This window comes from Archangium minus, from assembly GCF_044360475.1.
GTDB lineage: Bacteria > Myxococcota > Myxococcia > Myxococcales > Myxococcaceae > Archangium > Archangium minus.
Genome location: NZ_CP043494.1, coordinates 3,796,113 through 3,816,400 on the forward strand (window position 1 = coordinate 3,796,113; position 20,288 = coordinate 3,816,400).

The 20,288-nt window shown below is 66.5% G+C and carries 22 protein-coding genes; 15 read left to right on the forward strand and 7 right to left on the reverse strand.

Features of this window, described 5'->3' with window-relative positions:
- Nucleotides 1-166: 166 nt before the first annotated feature.
- Entirely contained in the window at nt 167-1,081 is a 915-nt protein-coding gene (locus F0U60_RS15655) for a glycoside hydrolase family 19 protein (protein ID WP_395820129.1), read from the reverse strand.
- Between the two features lie 181 nt (nt 1,082-1,262).
- Nucleotides 1,263-2,240: a lytic transglycosylase domain-containing protein gene (locus F0U60_RS15660; RefSeq protein WP_395820132.1), complete on the reverse strand. Its 978-nt coding sequence runs from the start codon at nt 2,238-2,240 to the stop codon at nt 1,263-1,265.
- 361 nt (nt 2,241-2,601) lie between these two features.
- On the opposite strand from F0U60_RS15660, the gene F0U60_RS15665 reads away from it, so the two are divergent.
- From F0U60_RS15665 to F0U60_RS15680, 4 genes are all read left to right on the forward strand, one after another.
- Nucleotides 2,602-2,730 carry a hypothetical protein gene (locus F0U60_RS15665; RefSeq protein WP_395820135.1) on the forward strand — a complete coding sequence of 43 codons (129 nt, stop codon included), beginning with the start codon at nt 2,602-2,604 and terminating at the stop codon, nt 2,728-2,730.
- Nucleotides 2,727-4,229 carry a multicopper oxidase family protein gene (locus F0U60_RS15670; RefSeq protein WP_395820139.1) on the forward strand — a complete coding sequence of 501 codons (1,503 nt, stop codon included), beginning with the start codon at nt 2,727-2,729 and terminating at the stop codon, nt 4,227-4,229. Before F0U60_RS15665 ends, F0U60_RS15670 begins: the two co-directional genes overlap by 4 nt.
- Nucleotides 4,230-4,406: 177 nt before the next feature.
- Nucleotides 4,407-6,791, forward strand: coding sequence for a glycosyl hydrolase family 18 protein (locus F0U60_RS15675; protein WP_395820142.1), 2,385 nt, complete (start codon nt 4,407-4,409; stop codon nt 6,789-6,791).
- Nucleotides 6,792-6,874: 83 nt separating this feature from the next.
- Nucleotides 6,875-7,192: a DUF6959 family protein gene (locus F0U60_RS15680; protein WP_395820145.1), complete on the forward strand. Its 318-nt coding sequence runs from the start codon at nt 6,875-6,877 to the stop codon at nt 7,190-7,192.
- 35 nt (nt 7,193-7,227) lie between these two features.
- Here the strand turns inward: F0U60_RS15680 and F0U60_RS15685 are convergent, their stop codons facing one another.
- Nucleotides 7,228-7,911 (reverse strand): hypothetical protein, encoded by a 684-nt coding sequence (locus F0U60_RS15685; RefSeq protein WP_395820148.1) that lies wholly within the window; start codon nt 7,909-7,911, stop codon nt 7,228-7,230.
- 232 nt (nt 7,912-8,143) lie between these two features.
- Here F0U60_RS15685 and F0U60_RS15690 point away from each other — a divergent pair, with 232 nt between their 5' ends.
- The 5 genes from F0U60_RS15690 (at nt 8,144) to F0U60_RS15710 (ending at nt 11,856) form a co-directional block, all read left to right on the forward strand.
- The gene (locus F0U60_RS15690; protein ID WP_395820151.1) at nt 8,144-9,148 is read left to right on the forward strand and encodes an AraC family transcriptional regulator; all 1,005 of its coding nucleotides are present in this window, start codon (nt 8,144-8,146) and stop codon (nt 9,146-9,148) included.
- Nucleotides 9,149-9,260: 112 nt separating this feature from the next.
- Nucleotides 9,261-9,560: a hypothetical protein gene (locus F0U60_RS15695; RefSeq protein ID WP_395820154.1), complete on the forward strand. Its 300-nt coding sequence runs from the start codon at nt 9,261-9,263 to the stop codon at nt 9,558-9,560.
- Nucleotides 9,561-9,626: 66 nt separating this feature from the next.
- Nucleotides 9,627-10,295: a hypothetical protein gene (locus F0U60_RS15700; protein WP_395820157.1), complete on the forward strand. Its 669-nt coding sequence runs from the start codon at nt 9,627-9,629 to the stop codon at nt 10,293-10,295.
- Between the two features lie 79 nt (nt 10,296-10,374).
- Nucleotides 10,375-11,403: an Rpn family recombination-promoting nuclease/putative transposase gene (locus F0U60_RS15705; RefSeq protein WP_395820160.1), complete on the forward strand. Its 1,029-nt coding sequence runs from the start codon at nt 10,375-10,377 to the stop codon at nt 11,401-11,403.
- Nucleotides 11,404-11,460: 57 nt separating this feature from the next.
- Complete coding sequence (locus F0U60_RS15710) at nt 11,461-11,856, forward strand: hypothetical protein (RefSeq protein ID WP_395820163.1); 396 nt, start codon at nt 11,461-11,463, stop codon at nt 11,854-11,856.
- Between the two features lie 11 nt (nt 11,857-11,867).
- Here the strand turns inward: F0U60_RS15710 and F0U60_RS15715 are convergent, their stop codons facing one another.
- A complete protein-coding gene (locus F0U60_RS15715; protein ID WP_395820166.1) occupies nt 11,868-12,686 on the reverse strand; it encodes a slipin family protein in 819 nt (272 codons plus the stop codon).
- 490 nt (nt 12,687-13,176) lie between these two features.
- On the opposite strand from F0U60_RS15715, the gene F0U60_RS15720 reads away from it, so the two are divergent.
- Together F0U60_RS15720 and F0U60_RS15725 are read left to right on the forward strand one after the other, a co-directional pair.
- Complete coding sequence (locus tag F0U60_RS15720; protein WP_395820169.1) at nt 13,177-13,428, forward strand: hypothetical protein; 252 nt, start codon at nt 13,177-13,179, stop codon at nt 13,426-13,428.
- Nucleotides 13,429-13,577: 149 nt separating this feature from the next.
- Nucleotides 13,578-14,348, forward strand: coding sequence for a hypothetical protein (locus F0U60_RS15725; protein ID WP_395820172.1), 771 nt, complete (start codon nt 13,578-13,580; stop codon nt 14,346-14,348).
- 84 nt (nt 14,349-14,432) lie between these two features.
- Here the strand turns inward: F0U60_RS15725 and F0U60_RS15730 are convergent, their stop codons facing one another.
- Nucleotides 14,433-15,449, reverse strand: a complete 1,017-nt coding sequence (locus F0U60_RS15730) for a hypothetical protein (RefSeq protein ID WP_395820175.1) — start codon at nt 15,447-15,449, stop codon at nt 14,433-14,435.
- Between the two features lie 128 nt (nt 15,450-15,577).
- Complete coding sequence (locus F0U60_RS15735; protein WP_395820177.1) at nt 15,578-15,754, reverse strand: helix-turn-helix domain-containing protein; 177 nt, start codon at nt 15,752-15,754, stop codon at nt 15,578-15,580.
- A gap of 136 nt (nt 15,755-15,890) precedes the next feature.
- Here F0U60_RS15735 and F0U60_RS15740 point away from each other — a divergent pair, with 136 nt between their 5' ends.
- The 4 genes from F0U60_RS15740 (at nt 15,891) to F0U60_RS15755 (ending at nt 19,749) form a co-directional block, all read left to right on the forward strand.
- Nucleotides 15,891-16,691, forward strand: coding sequence for a CheR family methyltransferase (locus tag F0U60_RS15740; protein WP_395820180.1), 801 nt, complete (start codon nt 15,891-15,893; stop codon nt 16,689-16,691).
- Between the two features lie 85 nt (nt 16,692-16,776).
- Nucleotides 16,777-18,489, forward strand: a complete 1,713-nt coding sequence (locus F0U60_RS15745; RefSeq protein ID WP_395820183.1) for a serine/threonine-protein kinase — start codon at nt 16,777-16,779, stop codon at nt 18,487-18,489.
- Nucleotides 18,490-18,531: 42 nt separating this feature from the next.
- A complete protein-coding gene (locus F0U60_RS15750) occupies nt 18,532-19,377 on the forward strand; it encodes a hypothetical protein (protein ID WP_395820186.1) in 846 nt (281 codons plus the stop codon).
- A 120-nt stretch (nt 19,378-19,497) separates the two neighbouring features.
- Complete coding sequence (locus F0U60_RS15755; protein ID WP_395820188.1) at nt 19,498-19,749, forward strand: hypothetical protein; 252 nt, start codon at nt 19,498-19,500, stop codon at nt 19,747-19,749.
- A gap of 15 nt (nt 19,750-19,764) precedes the next feature.
- Here F0U60_RS15755 and F0U60_RS15760 read toward each other — a convergent pair whose 3' ends face one another.
- Complete coding sequence (locus F0U60_RS15760) at nt 19,765-20,259, reverse strand: DUF1772 domain-containing protein (protein ID WP_395820191.1); 495 nt, start codon at nt 20,257-20,259, stop codon at nt 19,765-19,767.
- Between the last annotated feature and the right edge of the window lie 29 nt (nt 20,260-20,288).

The window sequence follows — 20,288 nt, forward strand, 5'->3', positions numbered from 1 at the left end:
TCATGTTTGACTCCTATGTCCAAGGGGTTGTCCGTCACCGTACAAACCTTGCAAAGTACCGTCAATCACTTGCACTCACGGCAGTGTGGTTTCAGTGGCCTCCTCTAAATCCGTTGCCTGTGCAGGGCCCCAGGTTCTCTGGAACCTGGGGCCTTTTTTTTTCGGCTCAGCAGCCGGTGTTGGCGCCGGGGCTCACGCCGAGCATGCTCGTGAACTTCAGGTAGTTGTTCACGCGGCTCTGCACCTGGGCGGGGTTGCGGCCGTTGCACTCCAGGGCCCCGTTGATGGTGCGAATGGTCTCACCAAAACCGGCCCCGCTGACGATGGCGTCGTGCCCCGTCCTGGAGCCCGCGCCCGTCTGCGTCATCCAGAACCAGAGGGCGCTGCGCCAGGCGGCGACCGCATCCCGCGAGAGCAGGTCCGGGTCGTTCATGAGATCCAACCCGAGCGCGTTGCCAGCGGCGCAGTAGTTGCCGTTCCACGAGAGCTGGAGGGGACCCCGTCCGTAGTACTTCTTACCCGTCGCACAGCCGCAGCCCGGGGGGCCCCAGCTGGGGTCGCACATGACGCTCTGGTTGAGCTCCTCGATGTAAACGAGGTGGCCGGTCTCGTGCGCGACGTTGGCGAGGAAGGCTGCCACCTCACGCTTGCGGGTGTCGACGTCGCCCGTGGTGGCGAACGTGGGGAAGGTCGAGGCCGCGGCGAAAAAAGACTCGAACGAGTAGAACAGGTTCCGGTTGGGGAACATGTTGTAGAACATGGCAGGGCTGAGGACCCCACCCACTCCTGGGCTGGCGCCACCGCCACCGCCGCTGCCATCGCAGTGACCGCCCGTCGACCACAGCGAGGGCGCCGCGACGGGATTCCAGCCGCAGCCCGCGCAAGGGGTATGAGCGACGAGGGCCGTATAGCTCGCACCGCCGTAGGTGACGACATCGCCCGCGCTGTAAGCCGTTCCCTCGGTCCAGGCGCCTCGACACGCCGCCTCCGCCGCCTGCGGAACAAGTACCATCGTCGTGGAAGAGAACAGCAGCGCTGCGAACAAGAACTTCTTCGAGATGGCACTAAATCCCTGACGCATGTCCAGCCTCTCCTCTGTCGCTGAGTGTTGGGGCGCCACCCGGGACGGCGGGTGAACGGTGGGTCTGCCTGAACCCGATAAGGGAGCTACGCCGCCTATGGAGTAGCTCCCTTATTTTTTCGGGTTTAATGGCGCTTTCGACCCGAACCCCTGGAGACGCTTTCCCAGCGCCCTGGAGGGCCTACGCGGGCAGGGTGCCGTTCCCGGTGGAGATGGTGTCCCAGAACTTCTTCACCTTCTGGACGTAGGTGGCGTCACCCGTGCCAGCGGGGATGGCATCCGGGTTGCTGCGATCGACACCGTTGGGGCCCGAGTTGTAGGCGCGCAGCGCGAGGTCCCAATTGCCGAACTGCGCCTTCATGTCCTTCATGTAGAAGGCGCCCGCGAGGATGTTGGTCTCGGGGTCCGCGAGGTTCTTGCCCTGGAGCTCGGGGTGCTTGGCCTGGAGCTCCTGGTAGGTGTTGGGGTTCACCTGCATCAGGCCGGTGTCGGTCAGGCCATTGCCTCCATTGATGGTGACGGCGGCGAGGTTGCCGCGCGACTCCTGCCAGATCTGCGCAGCCAACATGGACGCCGGCACTCCGGCCTTGGCGGCGGCCGACTCGATGGCGTTCTTGTACTGGTTCAGGGCCGGGGGAAAACCGGAACCCAGCTTGGCATCACCCGAAGCGCTGACGGAGGCGGAGCTCTTGGAGGTGGAGGGGGGAGACTCCACGGGCGCCTGCGGAGCGGCCGGAGCAGCGGGAGCAGCGGGAGCGGCGCTGGCTCCACCGGTCGGCTGAATGCCGCCGGCCGGCGGGGTGGCCCCGGCGGCGCCCTGGATCATCTGCTGCTGCTGCTGAATCATCTGCTGGAGCTGCTGCTGCTGCTGCTGCACCTGGGCCTGCACCAACTGCTGATGGGCCTGGATGATCTGCTCCTGCTGCTTGCTCGGGTCGAGGCCCTGCAGCCCTTGCAGGAACTGGGTCCACTGCGCGCCGTTCGCCGGACCCGCACTGAAGCTGTCCTTCTGCAGGTCCAGCGAGCCAGCGCGCTTGGCGCCGGTCTCGGTCGGGGCCACGGGCTGCTTGGCTGTCTGCACGCCGCCCACGCGGGTGGTGGAGATGTCCTGGGTGGGGAGGCGAACGGCGAGGTCACGAGAGGAGATGGGCGAGGTCATGGTCGGGGTCCATTGAGGCAGTGGAGATGCCCATGACTTGAGCAGGGAGCGTGCCAACGGCTCCTCGGCTCCCCGAGTGCCCAAAAAGGGCTGTTTTTCCTCGAAAACGGCTCTAGGGGAGGGGTGTTCACCCCTCATTCGCGTGACGGGCGACACCCGGGAGACTGGTGACTGCAGTTCTCACTGGTGACTCCAGTCACCAGGGGCTCTAGGGCTGCTGCGCCAGGCCCTCAGGATCGACCGTCACATTTCGCTCCAGGTCTCTCTCTCTCCCACGGACGGCTGAGCGCGGAGAAAGGCTCGGCCTCCGAGGGCAGGGCCACGAGGGAGAGAACCATGGGATTGATGAAGAGCGGCACGGGTGCGCAGTCTCCAAATGCCTCCCCGCATGCGGGGCACGACAAGCACCCGAAACATCCACACCAACATCCGCATCAACATCCGCATCAACATGCACATCCTCACCCGGTTCCGGGCGAGGTGGACGTGAAGTTGGAGGTCAAGTACGCCATCAACAAGATTCCCAGCGTCCTGGTAGATGGGAAGGCTCAGAATTTCGACTCGGTCAAGCTGCGCTCCTACAACGGGAAGCTGGTGGGACCCGTCATTGAGGCCCGCCCGGGTGACACGCTGAACATCCTCCTGGACAACCAACTCCCCGTGGAGCCTCGGCCGCCGGGAACGGACCCCCACGGCATGCCACCCAGCTTCAACACCACCAACCTCCACGTTCACGGGTTGCACGTCTCACCTGTCGGCAACTCGGACAACGTGATGATCGGTTTGGTCCCCGGCCAGCAGTTTCATTACGAGATCAAAATCCCAAAGGATCATCCCGCGGGGACCTACTGGTATCACTCCCACATCCACGGCTCGACTGCCATCCAGGTCTCCAGCGGCATGGCCGGTGCCTTGATCATCCGCGGTGACATCGACAAGGTTCCCGCCATCAAGGCTGCCCAGGAGAAGATCTTCGTCATCCAGCAGATTCCTTACGTCATCAACGCTCAGACGAAGCTCGGCCAGGTGGAGCCAGGTGACCTGTTTGAAGGCGTTCCCGTCTTCGTCCCCGGCATCTGGGAGAGGATGAAGCGGTACTTCACCCTCAATGGCGAGGTCCAGCCGACCATTCAGATGAAGCCGGGAGAGGTCCAGCGTTGGCGGTTCATCCACGCGGGCTTCCGCGCGAAGCTCGAGCTCAAGCTGGTGCGGCGCGACCCCAAGACGGGCGTTGAGGAGACCCTGCCTCAGTATCTGATTGCGCTGGATGGGATCACGACGGGCAGCCTCGATGCGTTGGCGGAGGTCGAGATGCACCCCGCGTACCGCGCGGACGTGCTGGTGCGCGCGACCGACAAGGCGGGCAAGGCCCTGCCGGAGGGCACCTACTGGCTTGTGGATGCGACCCAGGACACGAAGTCCGTGAGCAGGGATCTGGCTCGCATCGTGGTGAAGGGCACTGCCGTCGCAATGGCGTTGCCCAAGGAGAAGGAACTGGCTCCCCTGGCCCCTCTCGCGGACATCCAGGACAGCGAAATCACCGGGCATCAGAAGGCGGCGTTCGAGCTCCGAATCGACTCGGTGCCTCCTGTGGGCCTGATCAATGGCAAGACGTTCGATCCCAATGCTCCGCCACGCAAGCTCTTGCTGGGCGGGGTGGATCACTGGGAGGTCTCGTCCCCAGCGCATCCCAACGACCCGCGTTTCGCCCCGGAGGGCCATCCCTTCCATATCCACGTCAATCCCTTCCAGTGCACGATCAAGCTCAAAGGAATGGACGGGGAGAAGAAGAAGCGCGTCTGGAAGGATACGATCTTCGTGGAGCTCGGTGAGACCATGCACCTGTGCACCCGTTACGAGCGCTACATCGGGGTGTTCATGGTCCACTGCCACATCCTGGACCATGGAGACTTCGGGATGATGGAGGCGATGGAGGTCGTGCTGCCGGGTGACATGGGCCATGGCGGTGGGGGGCACCACACGCACTGACTCGGAACCTCTGGAGCTGTGTTGATCGATGGCACGATGACCCGAAAAATGTGCCACCGGTCTCCATAACGCCTGCATGAACCTGGCGGCCTGGCCTGTGAGGCCCGCTCGACCAGACATCCAGGGGACGTGGAGAAATCCTCCCGTCCCCTGCTCCTCGTGCATTTCGGAGGCGTTATGCGACGTCGTGCGTACGGGCTGTCCGCCACGGTGGCGGCCGTCCTCTTTTTCGGAGCTGCCTGCGGTGAGCGTGACGCCCCCCTGCTGGCGGAGAGCAAGAGCTCGCTGGCCGCAGCCTGCACCGAGTGGGCCGAAGGGGCGAGCTACACGGTTGGCCAGGTGGTGACCTACCTGGGAGCGACCTACACCGCTCGGGTGGCCCACACCGCACTGCCCGGGACCCATTGGAACCCGCAGGCGACGCCTTCACTCTGGCAGCCAGGAGGGAGCTGCGACGGCGGTGGAGGCGGCTCCGACGGAGGTGTGGATGGCGGGACGGATGCTGGCACCGGCACGGCCGCGCCCTGGGCCGCCAACACGCAGTACGCGGTGGGCGACGTCGTCTCCTACAATGGCGTGAAGTACCAGTGCATCTTCGCCCACACCTCTGCGCCAGGCTGGGAGCCGTCCAGTGCTCCCACGCTGTGGAAGGTGGCGCCGAACGACACGGGCGGAGGTGGCGGTCCCACGACGCCGTTCTGTGCACCTGCGTGGGTGGCCACCAAGATTTATTCGAAGGGGAAGGTCGTCGGATACAACAGCAAGGCCTACCGCGCGCTGGCCGACGTGCACGGAATCAGGCCTGACGACACTGTCTACAACATGTGGGAGCACGTTGGCGTTCCGGACGCCAACCTGTGCCCGGTGTCCATTCCCAACACCATCGACTATGGCCAGCCGTCGGTGGCGACGGGCAACGAGCGCGCGGGCAGCACTTCGCCTTCAGGGCCCATCAGTGCGGCCCACCCGGTCTCCGGCACTGGGAGTGGCGGCATTCGGGGCGGTATTGATCCCTCGAAGGACCCGGGAGGCAATCACCCCGGCTTCGACGCGGACACGGGCGGGCGCGTCTCCAAGCTTCCTCCCGGGACGCTGCCACTCCAACACAACGTGTACCAGCTGAGCTCTGGGCAGGAGATTGTCGAGTACCTCGGGGACTGGGCCATCTATGGCCGCCGCTTCGACTTCAACAAGCTGCCGGTGAAGAACGTGCACCGGCTCGTCTACGGGTTCGCGGGCATCTGCTACCCGGCCGCGAAGGACACGCAGGACCCAGGCTTCCCCACCACAGCGCCTGCGGCGGTCAATCGGACGTGCAAGCAGAGCCACCTGCCGGACGGAGCGATGGCTGTCGCGGACTTCGAGGCGGCCTTCGTGCGCGTCCTGCCAGGCCAGACCGGGGGCAAGGTGACTGGCACCGAGCCCATGTATGACCTGGACCCGAAGGACGTGGCGGGCGTGTTCGGCGTCCTCTACAAGCTGCGTCAGGAGAACCCGCACCTGAAGCTGGACCTGTCGGTCGGCGGGTGGACCCTGAGCGAGGGCTTCCCGTGGATGGCGCACGACCCGACGCGGCGCAAGGCGTTCGTGGACTCGGTGGTCCGCTTCCTGGAGCAGTTCGACTTCGATGGCGTCGACATCGACTGGGAGTACCCGGGCACGGATGGTGCGGTGCCTGGCATGTCCCGCCCGGACGACCCGCAGAACTACCTGCAGCTGCTGAAGGACCTGCGCGCCGGTCTGGACTGGCTGAGCAAGAGGACCGGGAAGCAGTACCGCCTCTCCAGCGCCATCTCGGCGGTCCCGAGCAAGCTGCAGCTCATCAACTGGGCCGAGGCGAGCAAGTACCTCAACCGCCTGTACTTGATGACGTATGACTTCTCCGGTGCCTGGGAGCGCCCGTTCACCCACCACTCGCCGCTCCTCACCAACCCCAACTTCAAGGATGCGCAGGGGAACACCGCGCCCTTCTCCGTGGACGCGGCGGTCCGGACGCTGAGGGCGGAGGGCGCGCCGGCGAACAAGATCATGATTGGCATTGCCAACTACCACCGCGCCAAGGCCATCAACCTCAGTGACATCACCGAGTACACGAACGGCCTGAAGGGGAGCTCCACCTTCGGCAACCTGAGCGCCACCGGCGTCGGGCTCGTCCTGGGTATTGCTGGCGTGGGCTCGTGGGAGGCCGGTGTGGTGGAGGGCTATGATCTCTACCAGAACTTCCTCGACAAGGACCTGAAGCCCAAGAACGGCTACCGCCTCTACACGGACAAGGCGTCCAACGCGGACTACCTGGTCAACCCGATCGGCTCGTTCATCACCCTCGAGACGCCGCGCACCGTGGCGCTGAAGGCCTCCTACGCGAAGGCCAACGGCCTGGCCGGGGTGTTCGGGTGGCAGATGGAGCAGGACAACGGCTACAACCTCAACGCGCTCAACCATGTGCTCGGCAATGCGCTGGTGAGTAGCCAGTCGGACGCGAGGCCTCAGGACCAGATTGCGGTCTGCGGTGAGAACGTGACCGCCGCGGAGTGCGCGCAGCTCAACCAGAGCATCAAGTAGCGACCGCGCTTGCTGCGCTGACCAGGGGCACACTCTAATGGGGTGTGCCCCTGGTAGCTCATCGCCCTTGCCGGAAGTGAGAGATGCAGAAGAAGGAACTCGAGGTGTTCTCAGAAGCGAGCAACGTCGCCATCGTTCGCATGCCTGGGAGGAGGTTTCCCGGCTCTGTCATCCAGGGCGATTCGCTCAGCATCCTGCGCGGGCTCGCGAATGACTTGAGGAACAGACTCCGGGAGCACCCTGACGAGGACCTGCGCGATACGGCGCAAGAGCTTTTCGATCTCTTGGACGGACGGCTCCGGCACTACGTGAACGTGCTCGATGCGGAGGGAATCTCTCTCCCCTTCAACCGCCCGCCGCCCCCGGAGCCGGAAGCGGGGGAGGAAGAGGCGCCTGAGTAAAGGGGTCGCCCAAGGGCAGCGCACCCCCCCGACGCTCAGTTCATGTCCCAGCGCGCGGCGATCTCCTCACACGCCAGGTGCACATCTCCCAGCCGTCGCTGCTGGGCCTTGGGCGCCACGAACACCTTGCCGGCGAACACGTCGAAGACGCGCACCAGCCGGTGGTCTACCTCGCCCTGCTGCTTCAGGTGCTGCTCGGCGAACAGCTGGAGCACCGTGGCGATGTACTGCCCAGAGGCCTCGTCCAGCGGCGTGTGCTTGGAGAAGTAGAGCTTGAGCAGCCCCGAGCGCATCACCCCGTGGCGATCCACGCTGCGCAGGAGGAGCTCCGGCCGCACGTTGATGGCCACCCCCGACAACGCCAGCGGCGGCAGCTCCTCGTCCATGGGGCTCGCCACCGCGTGGGTCAGCGCCAGCTCGTTCGAGGCCCGGAGGAAGTGGTGGAGGGCCTCGGCGCACAGCGCCAGCCGGTGAGCATCAAAGTCCGACTCGGGGATGGCGTTGAGCAGCCGGTGCTGGTGGTAGCGCAGGATGGCCTCGTCTCGGCCGTTGCAGAGGTACTCGACAATGGCCTGGGCGGCCTCCGGGTAGCGCAGGTACTTGGGATCACACGGGTGCTTCTGGGCGTGGATGATGCGCTTGCGCAGCGCAGGACGCGCGGTGAGGTACTGGCCCAGCTTGTTGACCGAGACGCACGGATTCTCGCGGGAGTCAGTCACGGAAGCCCCTTCCTTGCCGGTGTTGGACATGAAGCAACACTACCGGTCGGGTCTGACATCTCCGGCTCGGGTGCGGGGCCCGAGGACGCTGGAAGATCCACCCGCGTGGGTCACCCCGTTGCCCGAGTTGCGCCTACATTCTGCGACCTGGTAGGTGCCGCGACTCCGCGACGTGAAGCCTGCGGACGGCTCTCCCCTGGTTTCAGGGGTGCGCTAGTCTCTCGGCCCCGCGATGGGTACTGCCGCAGTCGAGAACGTTCGGCTCGTCCTGGCCGCCGCGGTCGCGCGCGGCCTGTCTCCCGGCATGCTCTTGGCCGAGGCGGAGCTGGAGCCTCATGCGCTCCTGGCGCCCGAGGGGCGGGTTCCGGCCTGGTCCGCGCTCCGTCTGTGGCACGTCGCGGCCGAGCGGTGCGCGGATCCCGCCTTCGGAATTGCGGCGGCGGAGCACATCCAGGCAGGCAGCTATGGGGCGCTCGGCTATGCCATGCACAGCAGCGCCACCTTGGGAGAGGGGCTGCGCCGGCTGGTCACGTTCTTCCGGCTCGTGAATCAGCGCGCCACGCTCGCGCTCCTCGAGGAGGGAGACCTCGTGCGGGTCCGCTTCCTCACCGAGGAGAACATCCCGCCCGACATGGTGCGGCACCCGGTCGAATGCGTGCTCTTCGCTGTGCTGCGCTTCACTCGCAAGTTGACCGGGGCGACGGTCTGGCCGCTCTCCGTGTCGTTCCAGCATGCGGCTCCGGCGGAGCTCTCGGCGCACAGCCGTGCCTTTGGTGACGCGCTCGCGTTTAGCCAGCCTCACTCCGAGCTGGTCCTGTCGCGCCGCGTCCTTGCGCTGCCTCAACGTGGTGCGGATCCCTCGATGGCGGAGTTCATGGAGCGCCATCTGCGCCGGCTGCTCCAGGAGCTTCCGCCCGAGGAGACGTTCCTGGTGCGCGTGCGCGGTGTGCTGCTGGAGGAGCTGCGTCGCGGAGAGCCCTCGCTGGAGGCCCTGTCCGAGCGCCTGCGCCTGAGCAAGCGAACCCTGCAGCGCCGCCTCAAGCAGGAGGGCACGTCGCTGCAACAGCTCCTCGACGAGGTCCGCCGCGAGCTGGCGTTGCGCCACCTGAGTGATTCGAAGGAGTCCATCGCCGAGGTTGCCTTCCTCCTCGGCTTCTCCGAGGTGAGCGCGTTCCACCGCGCCTTCAAGCGTTGGACGGGCTCGACACCTGGGGAGTACCGGCAAGCCTTGCCGTAAGGCATTCGGGGTGGCGCGCCCGGTCAATCGAATTGGCGCGGGCGGATACCGTCGCGACGAGCGAGTGCGGCTACTTCTTTGCGCGGGAACAACTCACAAGGGAGTCCCGCACATGAGCAACGACGTCAGGATCACCACCACCACCGGCAACGGCTTCGAGGATGTTACGACCAAGGTCTCGTTTTCTTCCAGCGAGGGCCGTATCCAGTCCTATGGGGCCGCGATGAGCTCTTTCTTCGCCAGCTTCGGCAAGGGCGAGGATCACCACGTGCGGTTCGTGCAGGGCTACGTGAAGGGCATCTCGCAGAACGGGTCCACGGGCTCGGGCCTGGTGACCGGGGGCATGATCGACACGTCCAATAACAAGGCGAGTGTCGCGTTCACGGCCGCCTTCCCGGTTCAGTTTGGCTGAGGCGCGGTCCAGTCGAGTCCAAGAACACGAACCCTTCGACGAACGAATCTTTCTGGAGCCATCACCATGTCGCTGATCTTCACGAATTCGCAGGCAAAGAACGGGCAGAAGACCACCCTCAACTTCGAGCAGAACGTGATGGAGCGGTATGCCGTCCTGGCGGGCTTCGACGCCAGCTTTGGAAGTGACGACCACGAGGTGAAGAGCCTCAAGGCCGCGGTGGACTTCCCGCTGAACAACAACCTTCCGTCGTCGACGCTCGAGGTCACCGCCACCGTGAGCATCACGGATGACAGCGGCCACAATGGCGGTGGGACGCTCTACATCATGGGAATGGGCCGGACGAAGGACGACGGCTGCCAATTCAAGCAGCAGACCTGGAAGCCCGGCGACAGCGAGGTCAAGGTGACGATCGACAAGCAGCCCGTGCCCATGGACAACGCCTGGGTCTTCATCAAGGGCTTCGAGCTCAACTACGGCAAGAGGACGGACCACCACGTCCAGACGATCTCGGTTGATGCCGGCAACTCCACGCTGTCCTTGTCGAGCGTCAAGGACACCACGGGCGACAGCTACTCCTGGACCATCATCTTCAATCCCAGCCTGGTGATGAACGACAACTCGGGCAATGGTCTGAGTAACGACAGCTTCCTGGATCTCGTGGTGATGGCGGCCCCGGTGGGCGCCACGAGCGGCCAGGTTCGTGTCCAGTCCGGCGCGCCCTCCGTGGCGTGAGCGGAGGAGGCACTCCGCTGGGCACGAGGAGGACAGGCGATGCGCCCCTGGCCCGCGGCATGCTTGGGGCGCTGTTGCCATGTCTGGACCGCATGACCTCTTCGCCCGCTACACCTTCGGCTATCCCGAGCGGGCCGCCGCTGAGCTGCGCGCCGTGCTGCCCGCGCATGTCGTCTCCGAGGTGGATTGGTCGTCTCTGCGGCGAGAGCCCGGCAGCGTGGTGGACCCAGAGCTGCGGGAGACGGAGAGCGACCTGCTCTTCACGGCTCAGCTGCGCACGGGCCACCCGCTGCTGCTGTATGTGCTGCTGGAACATCAGTCCTCCGTGGATCGGTGGATGGCGCTGCGCATGCTGCGCTACGTGGTGCGTCAGGTGGAGCGCTGGCGTCAGGAGCACCCGGAGGGCGAGCGGCTCCCGCTCATCATCCCGCTGGTGATGTATCACGGGCCGGACGGCTCCTGGACGGCGCCGCGCCAGGTGGAGGAGCTCTTCGACTTGCCGGAAGGGGAGGAGCCGCGGGAGCGCTGGCGAGCGTTGGTACCGCGCTTCGAGTACCTGCTCGATGACTTGACGGCCGGGCGGGAGGAGGCGCTGAGTGCACGCGCTGGCCCGCCTCTGGCGCGGCTGGCCTGGCTGATCCTGCGTTATGGGCGCACCGGAGAACTGGCTCGGAAGTTGCCGGACTGGGTGGGGCTCTTCGCTCAGGTGCAGGCAGGCCCCGAGGGCATCGAGCATCTGGTCATCGTCATCCGTTATCTGTTGTGGATAGGGGACGAGACCGTCCGTGAAGCGGCCAGGCGGGTGTTACACTCGGTGCTGGATGGGCAACGAGCGGAGGAGCTGATGCGCAGCTATGGCGAGCAACTTATTGAGCAGGGACTTCAACAGGGCCTGGCGCGGGGCCGGGAAGAGGGGCTGCAACAGGGTCTGATCCGAGGACGTGCCGAGGGAGTGCTGCGAATTCTCACTGCGCGGGGCGTACACGTCGATGAGGAGGCCCAACAGCGCATTCTCACTTGCACGGATATGGCAGCCCTCGACCTCTGGTTCGATCGGGCCCTGAACGCGACTTCCCTCTCCGATGTGTTTGTCGACCGCTCACAGTAGGGGGCATCACATTTCCGGCTGGGTCCTTCTGTCTGTCTATACAGAAAGGACTCCACCATGAACCATTCCCGTCTGGATCTTGAGACTCCGTACCAGGTCACAGCACTTCAGCTCTCGAACGGGTACTCTGCCCGTCGTATCTCGATTGTCACCGACATGGGCGCGGCGCAGGTGACGCTGGATCCGAACAGCTGCAGCCTCGATTCCTTCGGCGACACGACGATCTGCACGAGGATCGGCACGTTCACGTTCGAGGCGACGCTCACGTTGCTCGAGGAGCGCGACGGCAGACAGCTGTTCGCACTCGAGCCGCGGGACGCCGATATGCCCTCGCTGCGACTCGTGCTGAATCCGGAGCAGCATGGCCACGCCGTGTCGGCCCGCCTGCTCGTGCTTGACGCAGCGGGCGCGATTCGTGGCGTGGTCGCGCTTGAGCAACGCCCGAGTGCGTGAGCTCGAGGTGCTCAGGTGGTTTCTGGCTTGTCCTCCTCGGAGGGAGGAATGGGCTCTCCACCTGCGGCCGGGCGCTTGCGCAGGCGGGGTGACAGCTCCGCACCCACGCCCAGGACGAAGGTGTTGCCGGGCGTGGTGCTCGCGCCGCTGAGCGTCTGCAGCATGCGCAGGTCGAGCAGTGAGGGGTGCTGCTCCACCAGCCTCGACGCATTGGCCAGGTTGCGCAGGGCCGCCGACTCGCCGCGTGCCTTCTCCAGCGCGGCCTGCGCCTCTTTCTTCGCCTTGAGCGACTCGGCGAAAGCCCGGCGCAGCTCCGGCGGCAGCATCACGTCCTTCACCTCCACCTCCTCCACCGAAAGCCCAAAGGCGCGCACCGCGTCGGCCACGCGCTCGCGCATCCGCTGGCCCAGGCTGATCCGCCCTGACACCAGCTCCTCCAGTGGGTGGCGTCCCACCTCTTCGCGCAGGACGAGCTGCACGGCCAGGTAGAGCGCCTCCGTGTAGTTCTGCACGCGGTGCAGGGCCGGCTCGGGCTCGGCTACTGCGAAGCGCACGGCGAGGCTCACCTTGAGGCCCACCTGCTCCTGGCTGAGTACCTCCTGGCCGGGCACGGTGAGATAGCGCTGGCGCATGTCCACCTGCTGCGTCCCGTAGCCCGGGCGCAACACCCAGTGCGCTCCAGGTGCCAGTACTCGCACGAAGCGGCCTTGGCGGTAGAGCAGAGTAGTGAAGCCCTCGGGGACCACCACCTTGTGCACGAGCAGCCTGTAGGCCACCACGCCCAACGCGAGTGCCATCCCCAGCAGCAAGAAGAATTGGAACGTGTCCACCGTTCTCCACCTCGTTCAGCGAAAGACGTCAGCTCCGGGAGCCCCGGCGGCGCGACGGGGGTTTTTCACCCTCAGGGTCGTTCCGCGCGGTGCGCCTCGAGGGCGCTGGCTCCCGGAGCTTTCGTAGGGGATTTGAACCCCGGCCTATGAAGGCTACCTGGAAGGGGAATCCTCGATTCCAGGACACCCCCGGACCGATGTCCGCGGGCGCTGAAAGGACTTCCCACCGCACAGGACGCGCCTGTTCCGGCAGCCTGACACGTCACAGCGGTGGAGCCGCGCTAGGGCGCTAGGACACCCCGCTGGCCCACGGCATGCTTGGGGCGCTGTTGGGTACCGCGCTTCGACTCAGGTGCAGGCGGGCCCCGAGGGCACCGAGCATCTGGTCGTCGTCATCCGTTATCTGTTGTGGATAGGGGACGAGACCGTCCGTGAAGCGGCCAGGCGGGTGTTACACTTGGTGCTGGATGGGCAACGAGCGGAGGAGCTGATGCGCAGCTATGGCGAGCAACTTATTGAGCAGGGACTTCAACAGGGTCTGGCTCGGGGCCGGCAGGAGGGGCTGATCCGAGGACGTACCGAGGACATCCTGCGAATTCTCACCGCGCGGGGCGTACACGTTGACGAGGAGGCCCGACTGCGCATCCTCACTTGCACGGATATGGCAGCCCTCGACCTCTGGTTCGATCGGGCCCTGAACGCGACTTCCCTCTCCGATGTGTTTGTCGACCGCTCGCAGTAGGGGGGCTTGCGCCGCTGCCTGACACAGGCACGGCAAGAACACCCCGCGGCTCGAGTGCTCGGCCTCGCGGACCTGACCTCTCAAGTTGCCTGCTGTGAGATGACGCGTGCCGTGGTATAGGTCGCGGCGAACCCGGCAGGAGGCAGCGCATGAGTGACACGACGAGCAGGAAGAGCAGGCGGTTCGGCCCCTTCCAACTCGGCAGAAGATGCAAGCACGCGGCGGTGGAGCTGGGACCCATTCACGAGGCCCACAATGTTCGGACGGGCGATCCGGTGCTGGTGTTGACGCCAGGATCGCGGTCCTTGGGGCGGCTCAAGAGGGACTGGCAGGTGCGTGTCTACGTTCAGGCCACGCCTCCCTTCGTTGCACTGGAGGTGGAGCGGGCTCCTGTCTCGGGCAGGTTGTCGGAGCTGACCGACATGCTGCTGCTGTTGCTCGCGGGCCTCGATGCGGTGGGGCACAGCGCTCGGGTGCGCGGCCACCTGACTCGCGAACGAATGGATCGGCCCAGGAGGTTGTCTGTCCTGTGGGGACTGGCCGCCGCGGCTGTCGCCTTGCTCGTGCTGGGTGGGGGCTTCTGGTGGGGTTCCACGAGCCGCCCGATGGATTCCTCAGCACCGGCGCCTTCGGCTCCTGGCGTTGCGAGCCCAGCGGAGGCGGGGCTCCAGTCCTCGTTCCTGACCGCCGGGGGGACGCGGGGCCCGGCGGGAATCGCCTATCGTCTTCCAGACAAGCCACTCCAGGGCCAGGCCAGACCCCCGTGCGACACCGAGCGAGACGAGGTCGTGATCAACGGTGGATGCTGGGTCGCGCTCGAGCGCCGTCCGCCGTGCCACAAGGAACAGGCCGAGTACCAGGGCAAGTGCTACCTGCCGGTGTCCGCGAAGCCGCGCTTGCCCCAGTCCCTCGACCCGTGAGGCTTTGTCCGGAGTGACAGTGCTTCACTCCGGACCACCGGACTCCGGGGGAGGGAGGTCACCTCGCCCCGGAGCGGGATGGGCTTACTCCGCCCAGTAGGTGTCGGTCATCACGCTGAAGCCGTTCACGGTGTCGACGAAGATGTGGACGGTGTGCCCGCTCCAGGGGTCGTCCGCGTAGCCGAAGGTGCAACCCTTGAACGAGCGGCCCGCGGTCAGCGCGTCGAGGTTCGCCAGGCCGGCGGAGACCACGCTGCTGGGGAGCTGATTGTTCCGGTTGGCGACGGACACCGCGTACTCGACCGCGTCACGCACCTCGGCGGCGTCGGCCAGGTACGGCCGGACGGTCGCATCATTCGGGACGCTGCTCGGCTCGAGCCCGAAGCACTCCAGCCCACCGTAGTTGTACCGGCCGGACGTCGTCACGACCTCCCACCAGTCGAAGTGGCGGGCCATGCTCGCGCCGTAGGTTCCGCCGCCCTGCGCCGTGTTCACCGCGTTGATGAGCGCCTCGAGGGGCCGGCTCAGCGTGGCCGCGTTGCGGATGTTGCGCAGGCTCACGTCGCTGATCCCCGCGACATCGGCGATGGCCTGGGCCGACGTGAACGGGCGCAGGTTGAGGAGGTTCGTGGCGCCATTCCACGCGTTCGGCAGCACGTCATGCAGCTCGGAGTCGCTGATGGTGTTCACCAGCGACACGATCGCGGCGGCGTCATCGGTGGAAACCGCGAGCCCGTCCATGATGCCGACGCAGGTGGAGCCGATGAAGCCCTCGGTCCGGGCGCCGCCCTCAATCTGCTTGAGCCGGGTCTCACCGACCAGCCGGACCGAGGAGACATCCGCCAGGGACACGAACTGCGACGTCGTGCGCCGGGTGACGAGGTTGGTGGCGACGTCGCTCGGCAGGTACTTGTCCAGCGTCTGGAACGACGCCGTGTTCACGAAGCGGAGGATGCCCTGGCACTCCGGTGCCACGTCCACGTTCGTGGTGGTGAGCGGTGCCTGCTGCTGCTCGAGGGAAGGAGAGGACTGCTCGATTCCGCTACCACCGCAACCGGCGAACAGACTTACGGCGAGAAGGGCTTGGCCAAGACGACGCATCCGGGAACTCCTCGGTATGGGGGGGATTACCGCAACGGCAGGCGGCTCATACACCAGATCCAGCCGGCGGTGGGCTTGCTCTGATTACGTCAATGGGAGGATTGAAATGCGGGAGGATGGAAATGCCGTCACACATCCGTGACGGAGCGCTCAGGTGCGCGCCTTGCGTCGAGGCTTGAGACGCCCGCGCGGCGCACCCCCAGCAGCTGTGAGAGGAATTGTTGGGTGAAGGGGAACTCGCTGGCGCCCACGCGATCCTGGGTCATCAGCAGCCAGCGCGCGCACCGCTCCTCGATGGAGTGCAAGCGGTTGCAGGCCCGGATGATGCTCCCCGTGCTGGGGGAGTGGGCGAGGGGCAGTGTCTCCCCGCAGGGCAGATGGCTCCCCTAATGGATCCGCCGACCTTGCCGCGTCGCGACGGCTGGGTTACAGCCCGAGCATATGGCGACCAAGGCCCCCCGCGACCACGAACTCGAGGCCATCCTGGAGAAGGTACGGCAGGTGCGGAACTTCGACTTCCGCAACTACAAGCGGGCCACGCTGCAGCGGCGCATCGAGCGGCGCATGGCCGCCACGCGCTGCCGCACGCGCGCGGCGTACCTGGCGCTGTTGGAGCGGGACCCCACCGAGGTCAACACGCTCGTCTCCTCCATGCTCATCAAGCTCACCACCTTCTTCCGCGACATCGAGGTATGGCAGGCGCTCGAGAGGGTGCTACGCGAGCTGGTGCGGCGGCGGCGGCCCGACCAGGAGGTGCGCATCTGGAGCGCTGGTTGCGCCACAGGCGAGGAGGCCTACTCCATCGCCATCGCCGCCGCGGAGGCCCTGGGGCCGGGCTACCCCGGGCCAGAGCTGAAGGTGTTCGGCACCGATGTGGACGAGGGCGCCATCTCCGCCGCTCGCCGCGGCATCTACGCCGCCGAGCAGCTCGAGAACGTCTCCAAGGAGCGCCTGGCCCGCTGGTTCGTCCCCGTGGGGAACGAATTCATGGTGCGCTGGCGCTGGAGGCCCTTGCTGCTCTTCACCGTGGGGGCGCTGTCGTCCCTGCACTGCGTCGAGCTTCCCGACAAGTCCTTCTCCTGCTCGACGAATGAGGAGTGCTCGGGGCTGCGAGGCCCCGGAGGAGAGCCTTACGTCTGCGGGGACGGGGGCTTTTGCGATGTATCCGGGCAATCCGATGCTGGAGGCAGTCGGGACGCGGGCGTGGATGCAGGCTGCCCGCCGTCACGCCCCAGGTGCTGAGGGAGGCAGGTCGCCAGGCAGGCAGGAGGGCCCATGTCTCCGCCGCCACGGAGTGGGTTCTCTGGTAAGGTCCCGGCCTGTTTCGATGGCCTCGCCCCCTTCTCCAGAGTGTCCCACCTGTGGACTGCTCGTTCCCCAGGGCACCGAGAAGTGCCCTCACGACGGCACGGTGCTCGGGGGTGACGACGCCTCCAAGCGCCCGCAGTTGAGGCCCCAGCCGGGCCCCGTGGGCGCTCCGCCCGGGGTCGTGGTGGAGAGCCAGGCGCCCACACGTCCGTCTCTCAACAATATCGCGGCCCTCCAGGCAGCCGGAGCGGCTCGGGGCACGCCTCCCACGGACCCGCTCATCGGGGTGCAGCTGGGCGAGTACGTCATCCAGGAGCAGATCGGCATCGGCGGCATGGGCATCGTCTACCGGGGCGAGCAGCCGCTGATTGGCAAGCAGGTGGCCATCAAGGTCCTGCGGCCGGAGGTGGGCGATCAGTCCCTGTACGTGGAGCGGCTGCTGGCGGAGGCCCGCGCGGTCAACGCCATCCGCCACCGGGGCATCATCGACATCTTCAGCTTCGACCAGATGCCGGATGGTCGACAGTACTTCGTCATGGAGTACCTGGAGGGTACCCCGCTCGACACGTGGCTCAGCCGCAAGGGGGCCCTCACCGTGCAGGAGGCCCTCCGACTCGCCGATGAGCTGCTGGACGCACTCTCCGCCGCGCATCGGGCGGGCGTCATTCACCGAGATCTCAAGCCCAGCAACATCTTCCTGGTGCGGCAGCCCGGCGGCGGCTCCTACGTGAAGGTGCTGGACTTCGGGCTGGCCAAGCAGATGACGAGCGGCCAGGCACTCCCGCAGCAGACGCTCAACGGGCTCATCATCGGGACGCCGGAGTACATGGCGCCCGAGCAGGTGCGGGGAGATCCGGTGAGTGCCCGGACGGACCTCTACGCGTTCGGAATCATCCTCTTCCAACTGCTGACGGGTCAGCTTCCCTTCTCGGCTCGGGTCCCGGCGGAGTACCTGGTCCACCACTTGGAGCACGCGCCGCCCTCGCCGCTCGAGCTGCGGCCGGATCTTCCCCCCGCGCTCGCGCAGCTCGTGCTGAAGCTGCTGGAGAAGGCGCCGGAGGCACGCCCCTCCGCGGATGAGGTGCGTGCCGGGCTCCAGGAGGTCGCGGATTCTCTCCCTCTCCCAGAAGGGCCTCGCCCCTCGCGGGAGATGCGGAGCCTCGCGATGCTCGTCGCGGAGGTGCCGCCAGCCCCTGTGCAGGAAGCGTCGCCCGCGGTGAGCATTGGCCCGCCTGGTACGCTGCCGCGGTCTCACGCCCTCGTGGCCATGGGCGTGGCCGCCGGGTTGCTCTTGCTCGCCTCGGGCGTGGCGGTGTTCTGGCTGCGCAAGCCCGCTCCGCCACCAGTGGCCGCCCCCATCGCTGTTCCCGTGGCCGAGACCCCGGCGAAGCCTCCCGTGGCCGAGCCCGTCACCGCGCCCGCGCCTACGCCTCCGCCCACCCCCGAGCTGGCCGCCAACCCCGTTCCGGCTTCGGCTGTTGTCCAGGCTGGGGGGCCTCGCGCGAGCGAGCCGTCCAAGGTGAACACCGACCGCAAGCCGCTCCTGCTCGCGCGCATTGAGCGCCTGGAGCGGAAGCTGCGCGCAAGCGCGCTGTCCTCGGACGAGAAGGAGAGCGCGCGCCGCCTGCTGCGCAAGGCGCGTGTCCGGGCGGAGCGCGCGTCGACCGCCGACGAGCGCAAGCAAGTGAATCTCAACCTTGACATTTGGGAACGCCAGTACCTGGGGAAATGACGTCCTCGCCCCAGGGCCTGGCGTGTGCCAGCATGCGCCTCCATGTTCTCCCTGGTGTTGGCGTTGCTCGTCGCGCAGAACCCCGTTCCCGCCGAAAGGAGCGATGCGAAGGGGCTGGTGGTGATGGTGTCCCGCAGCGAGGGTCTCACGCCCATCGAGTCCGTCGCCCTGGCGGATCGGCTCTCGAGAGCCCTGTGGGAAGCGAGGTTGTCGGTGGCGGTGGAGCCCGTCGACGCGCTCTCCCGGCTCGGTGAGCGGCGCACGCCGGAGTCCTGTCAGGGAAAGCCCGAGTGCTTCGCGAGGCTCGGGCGCGAGCTCGGGGTGGCGGCGGTGGTGACCATCGACTCGAGCAAGGTCTTCGACGACCTGCCCATGCGCATCACCGTGATGGAAACGCAGGAGGGCCGGGTCCTCTTCAAGCGCAGCTATACCGCGTCCGCCCTGCGGCCCATGGAGGTGGATTCGGCCTTTCAGCGTGCCAGCCAGGATCTCGCGAAGACCCTTTCGGAGAGCGAGGACACCTCCATCGCGGAGGCGCTCCGTTCGTCGGATGCGCCCCGGGCGCCGAACCTGTCTCCCCCGGCCTACCCGGCTTCTGACCTGGCCGCGTTCTCCCAGCCCACGCCACTGCCCGTGACCATCACCCGGATAGGAGCTGGGGCTGCCGCCGTGACGGCCGTCACCTTCCTGGTCCTGGGGTTGGTCCAGGCCTCGCGGCTTCAGGAGGAGCGGGCACCGGGTGTCTCCGCCTGGACCCACGAGGAGGCGATGAGGCTCCGCAGCAGTGCCAATACCCGGTTCGCGCTCTCGGGGGTCTTCGCCGGAGTTTCGGGCGCGCTGTTCGCCACGAGCTTCGTCCTGCCATGGGAGCCCTCGCCGGCGAAGTAGGGCAGGCGCTTGGCTGGAGGCCTGGGGGAGGGCCAGAAGCAGACACGAGCGGCTCGGACCGTGGGGCACGTGGCTCGCTTCGTGGCGCGTGAGGATCCACTGTTTCCCCAGGAGGATTCCATGGCCAAGTGCGAGGTTTGCGGCAACGAGTACTACCTGGCCTTCCAGGTCATCACCGCGGGCGTCACCCACACCTTCGACAGCTTCGAGTGTGCCATTCACAAGCTGGCGCCCATCTGCGACCACTGCGGTTGCAAGGTGGTGGGCCATGGCATCGAGGCCAACGGTACCTTCTACTGCAGTGCCCATTGCGCCCACGCCGAAGGAGCCCGCTCCATCGTCGACAACGCGGAGCATGTCCCCGCGCAGTAGGCTCCGCGTGTAACGTCAGTGCTGGGTGGATGCGCGGAGCGCGAGGATGAACGAGACCGCCGCCCCGAGTGCGGCGGCCGTTCGCACGTGATTCCACACCGTCCATTCCGACACGTAGCGCGCCCACAGGCTGGCGGCTTCCGCATGGGTCGGTTCCACGGCCGCGAGCGCGTTGTTCCGAGGAACGTTGAACGCTCCGGTGACACCGATGACTCCGAACACATAGAGCGCGCTGCCCAGCAGCAGGTAGAACGCGCCAGGCCTCTCCCGCGAGAACAGCGCGACGCCCACCGCGACGACCGCGGCCACGGCCGTTCCGAAGAACACTCCCAGAAAGGCGGGGGTCAGCACCGTGATGTTGATGGACTGCATCGCGAGCATGCCCTGCGCTGGCGGGAGGCGGGCGAGGGCCTTCATCACGAACGCGGAGAACGCGAAGAAGATGCCGGCCACGAGGCCCGCGCCGAGCGCTGAGAGGAGGGTCAGGGCGGAGAGCTTGTCCTGGAGCATCCGCCCAACATGCCTCGCGAGCGCGGGGC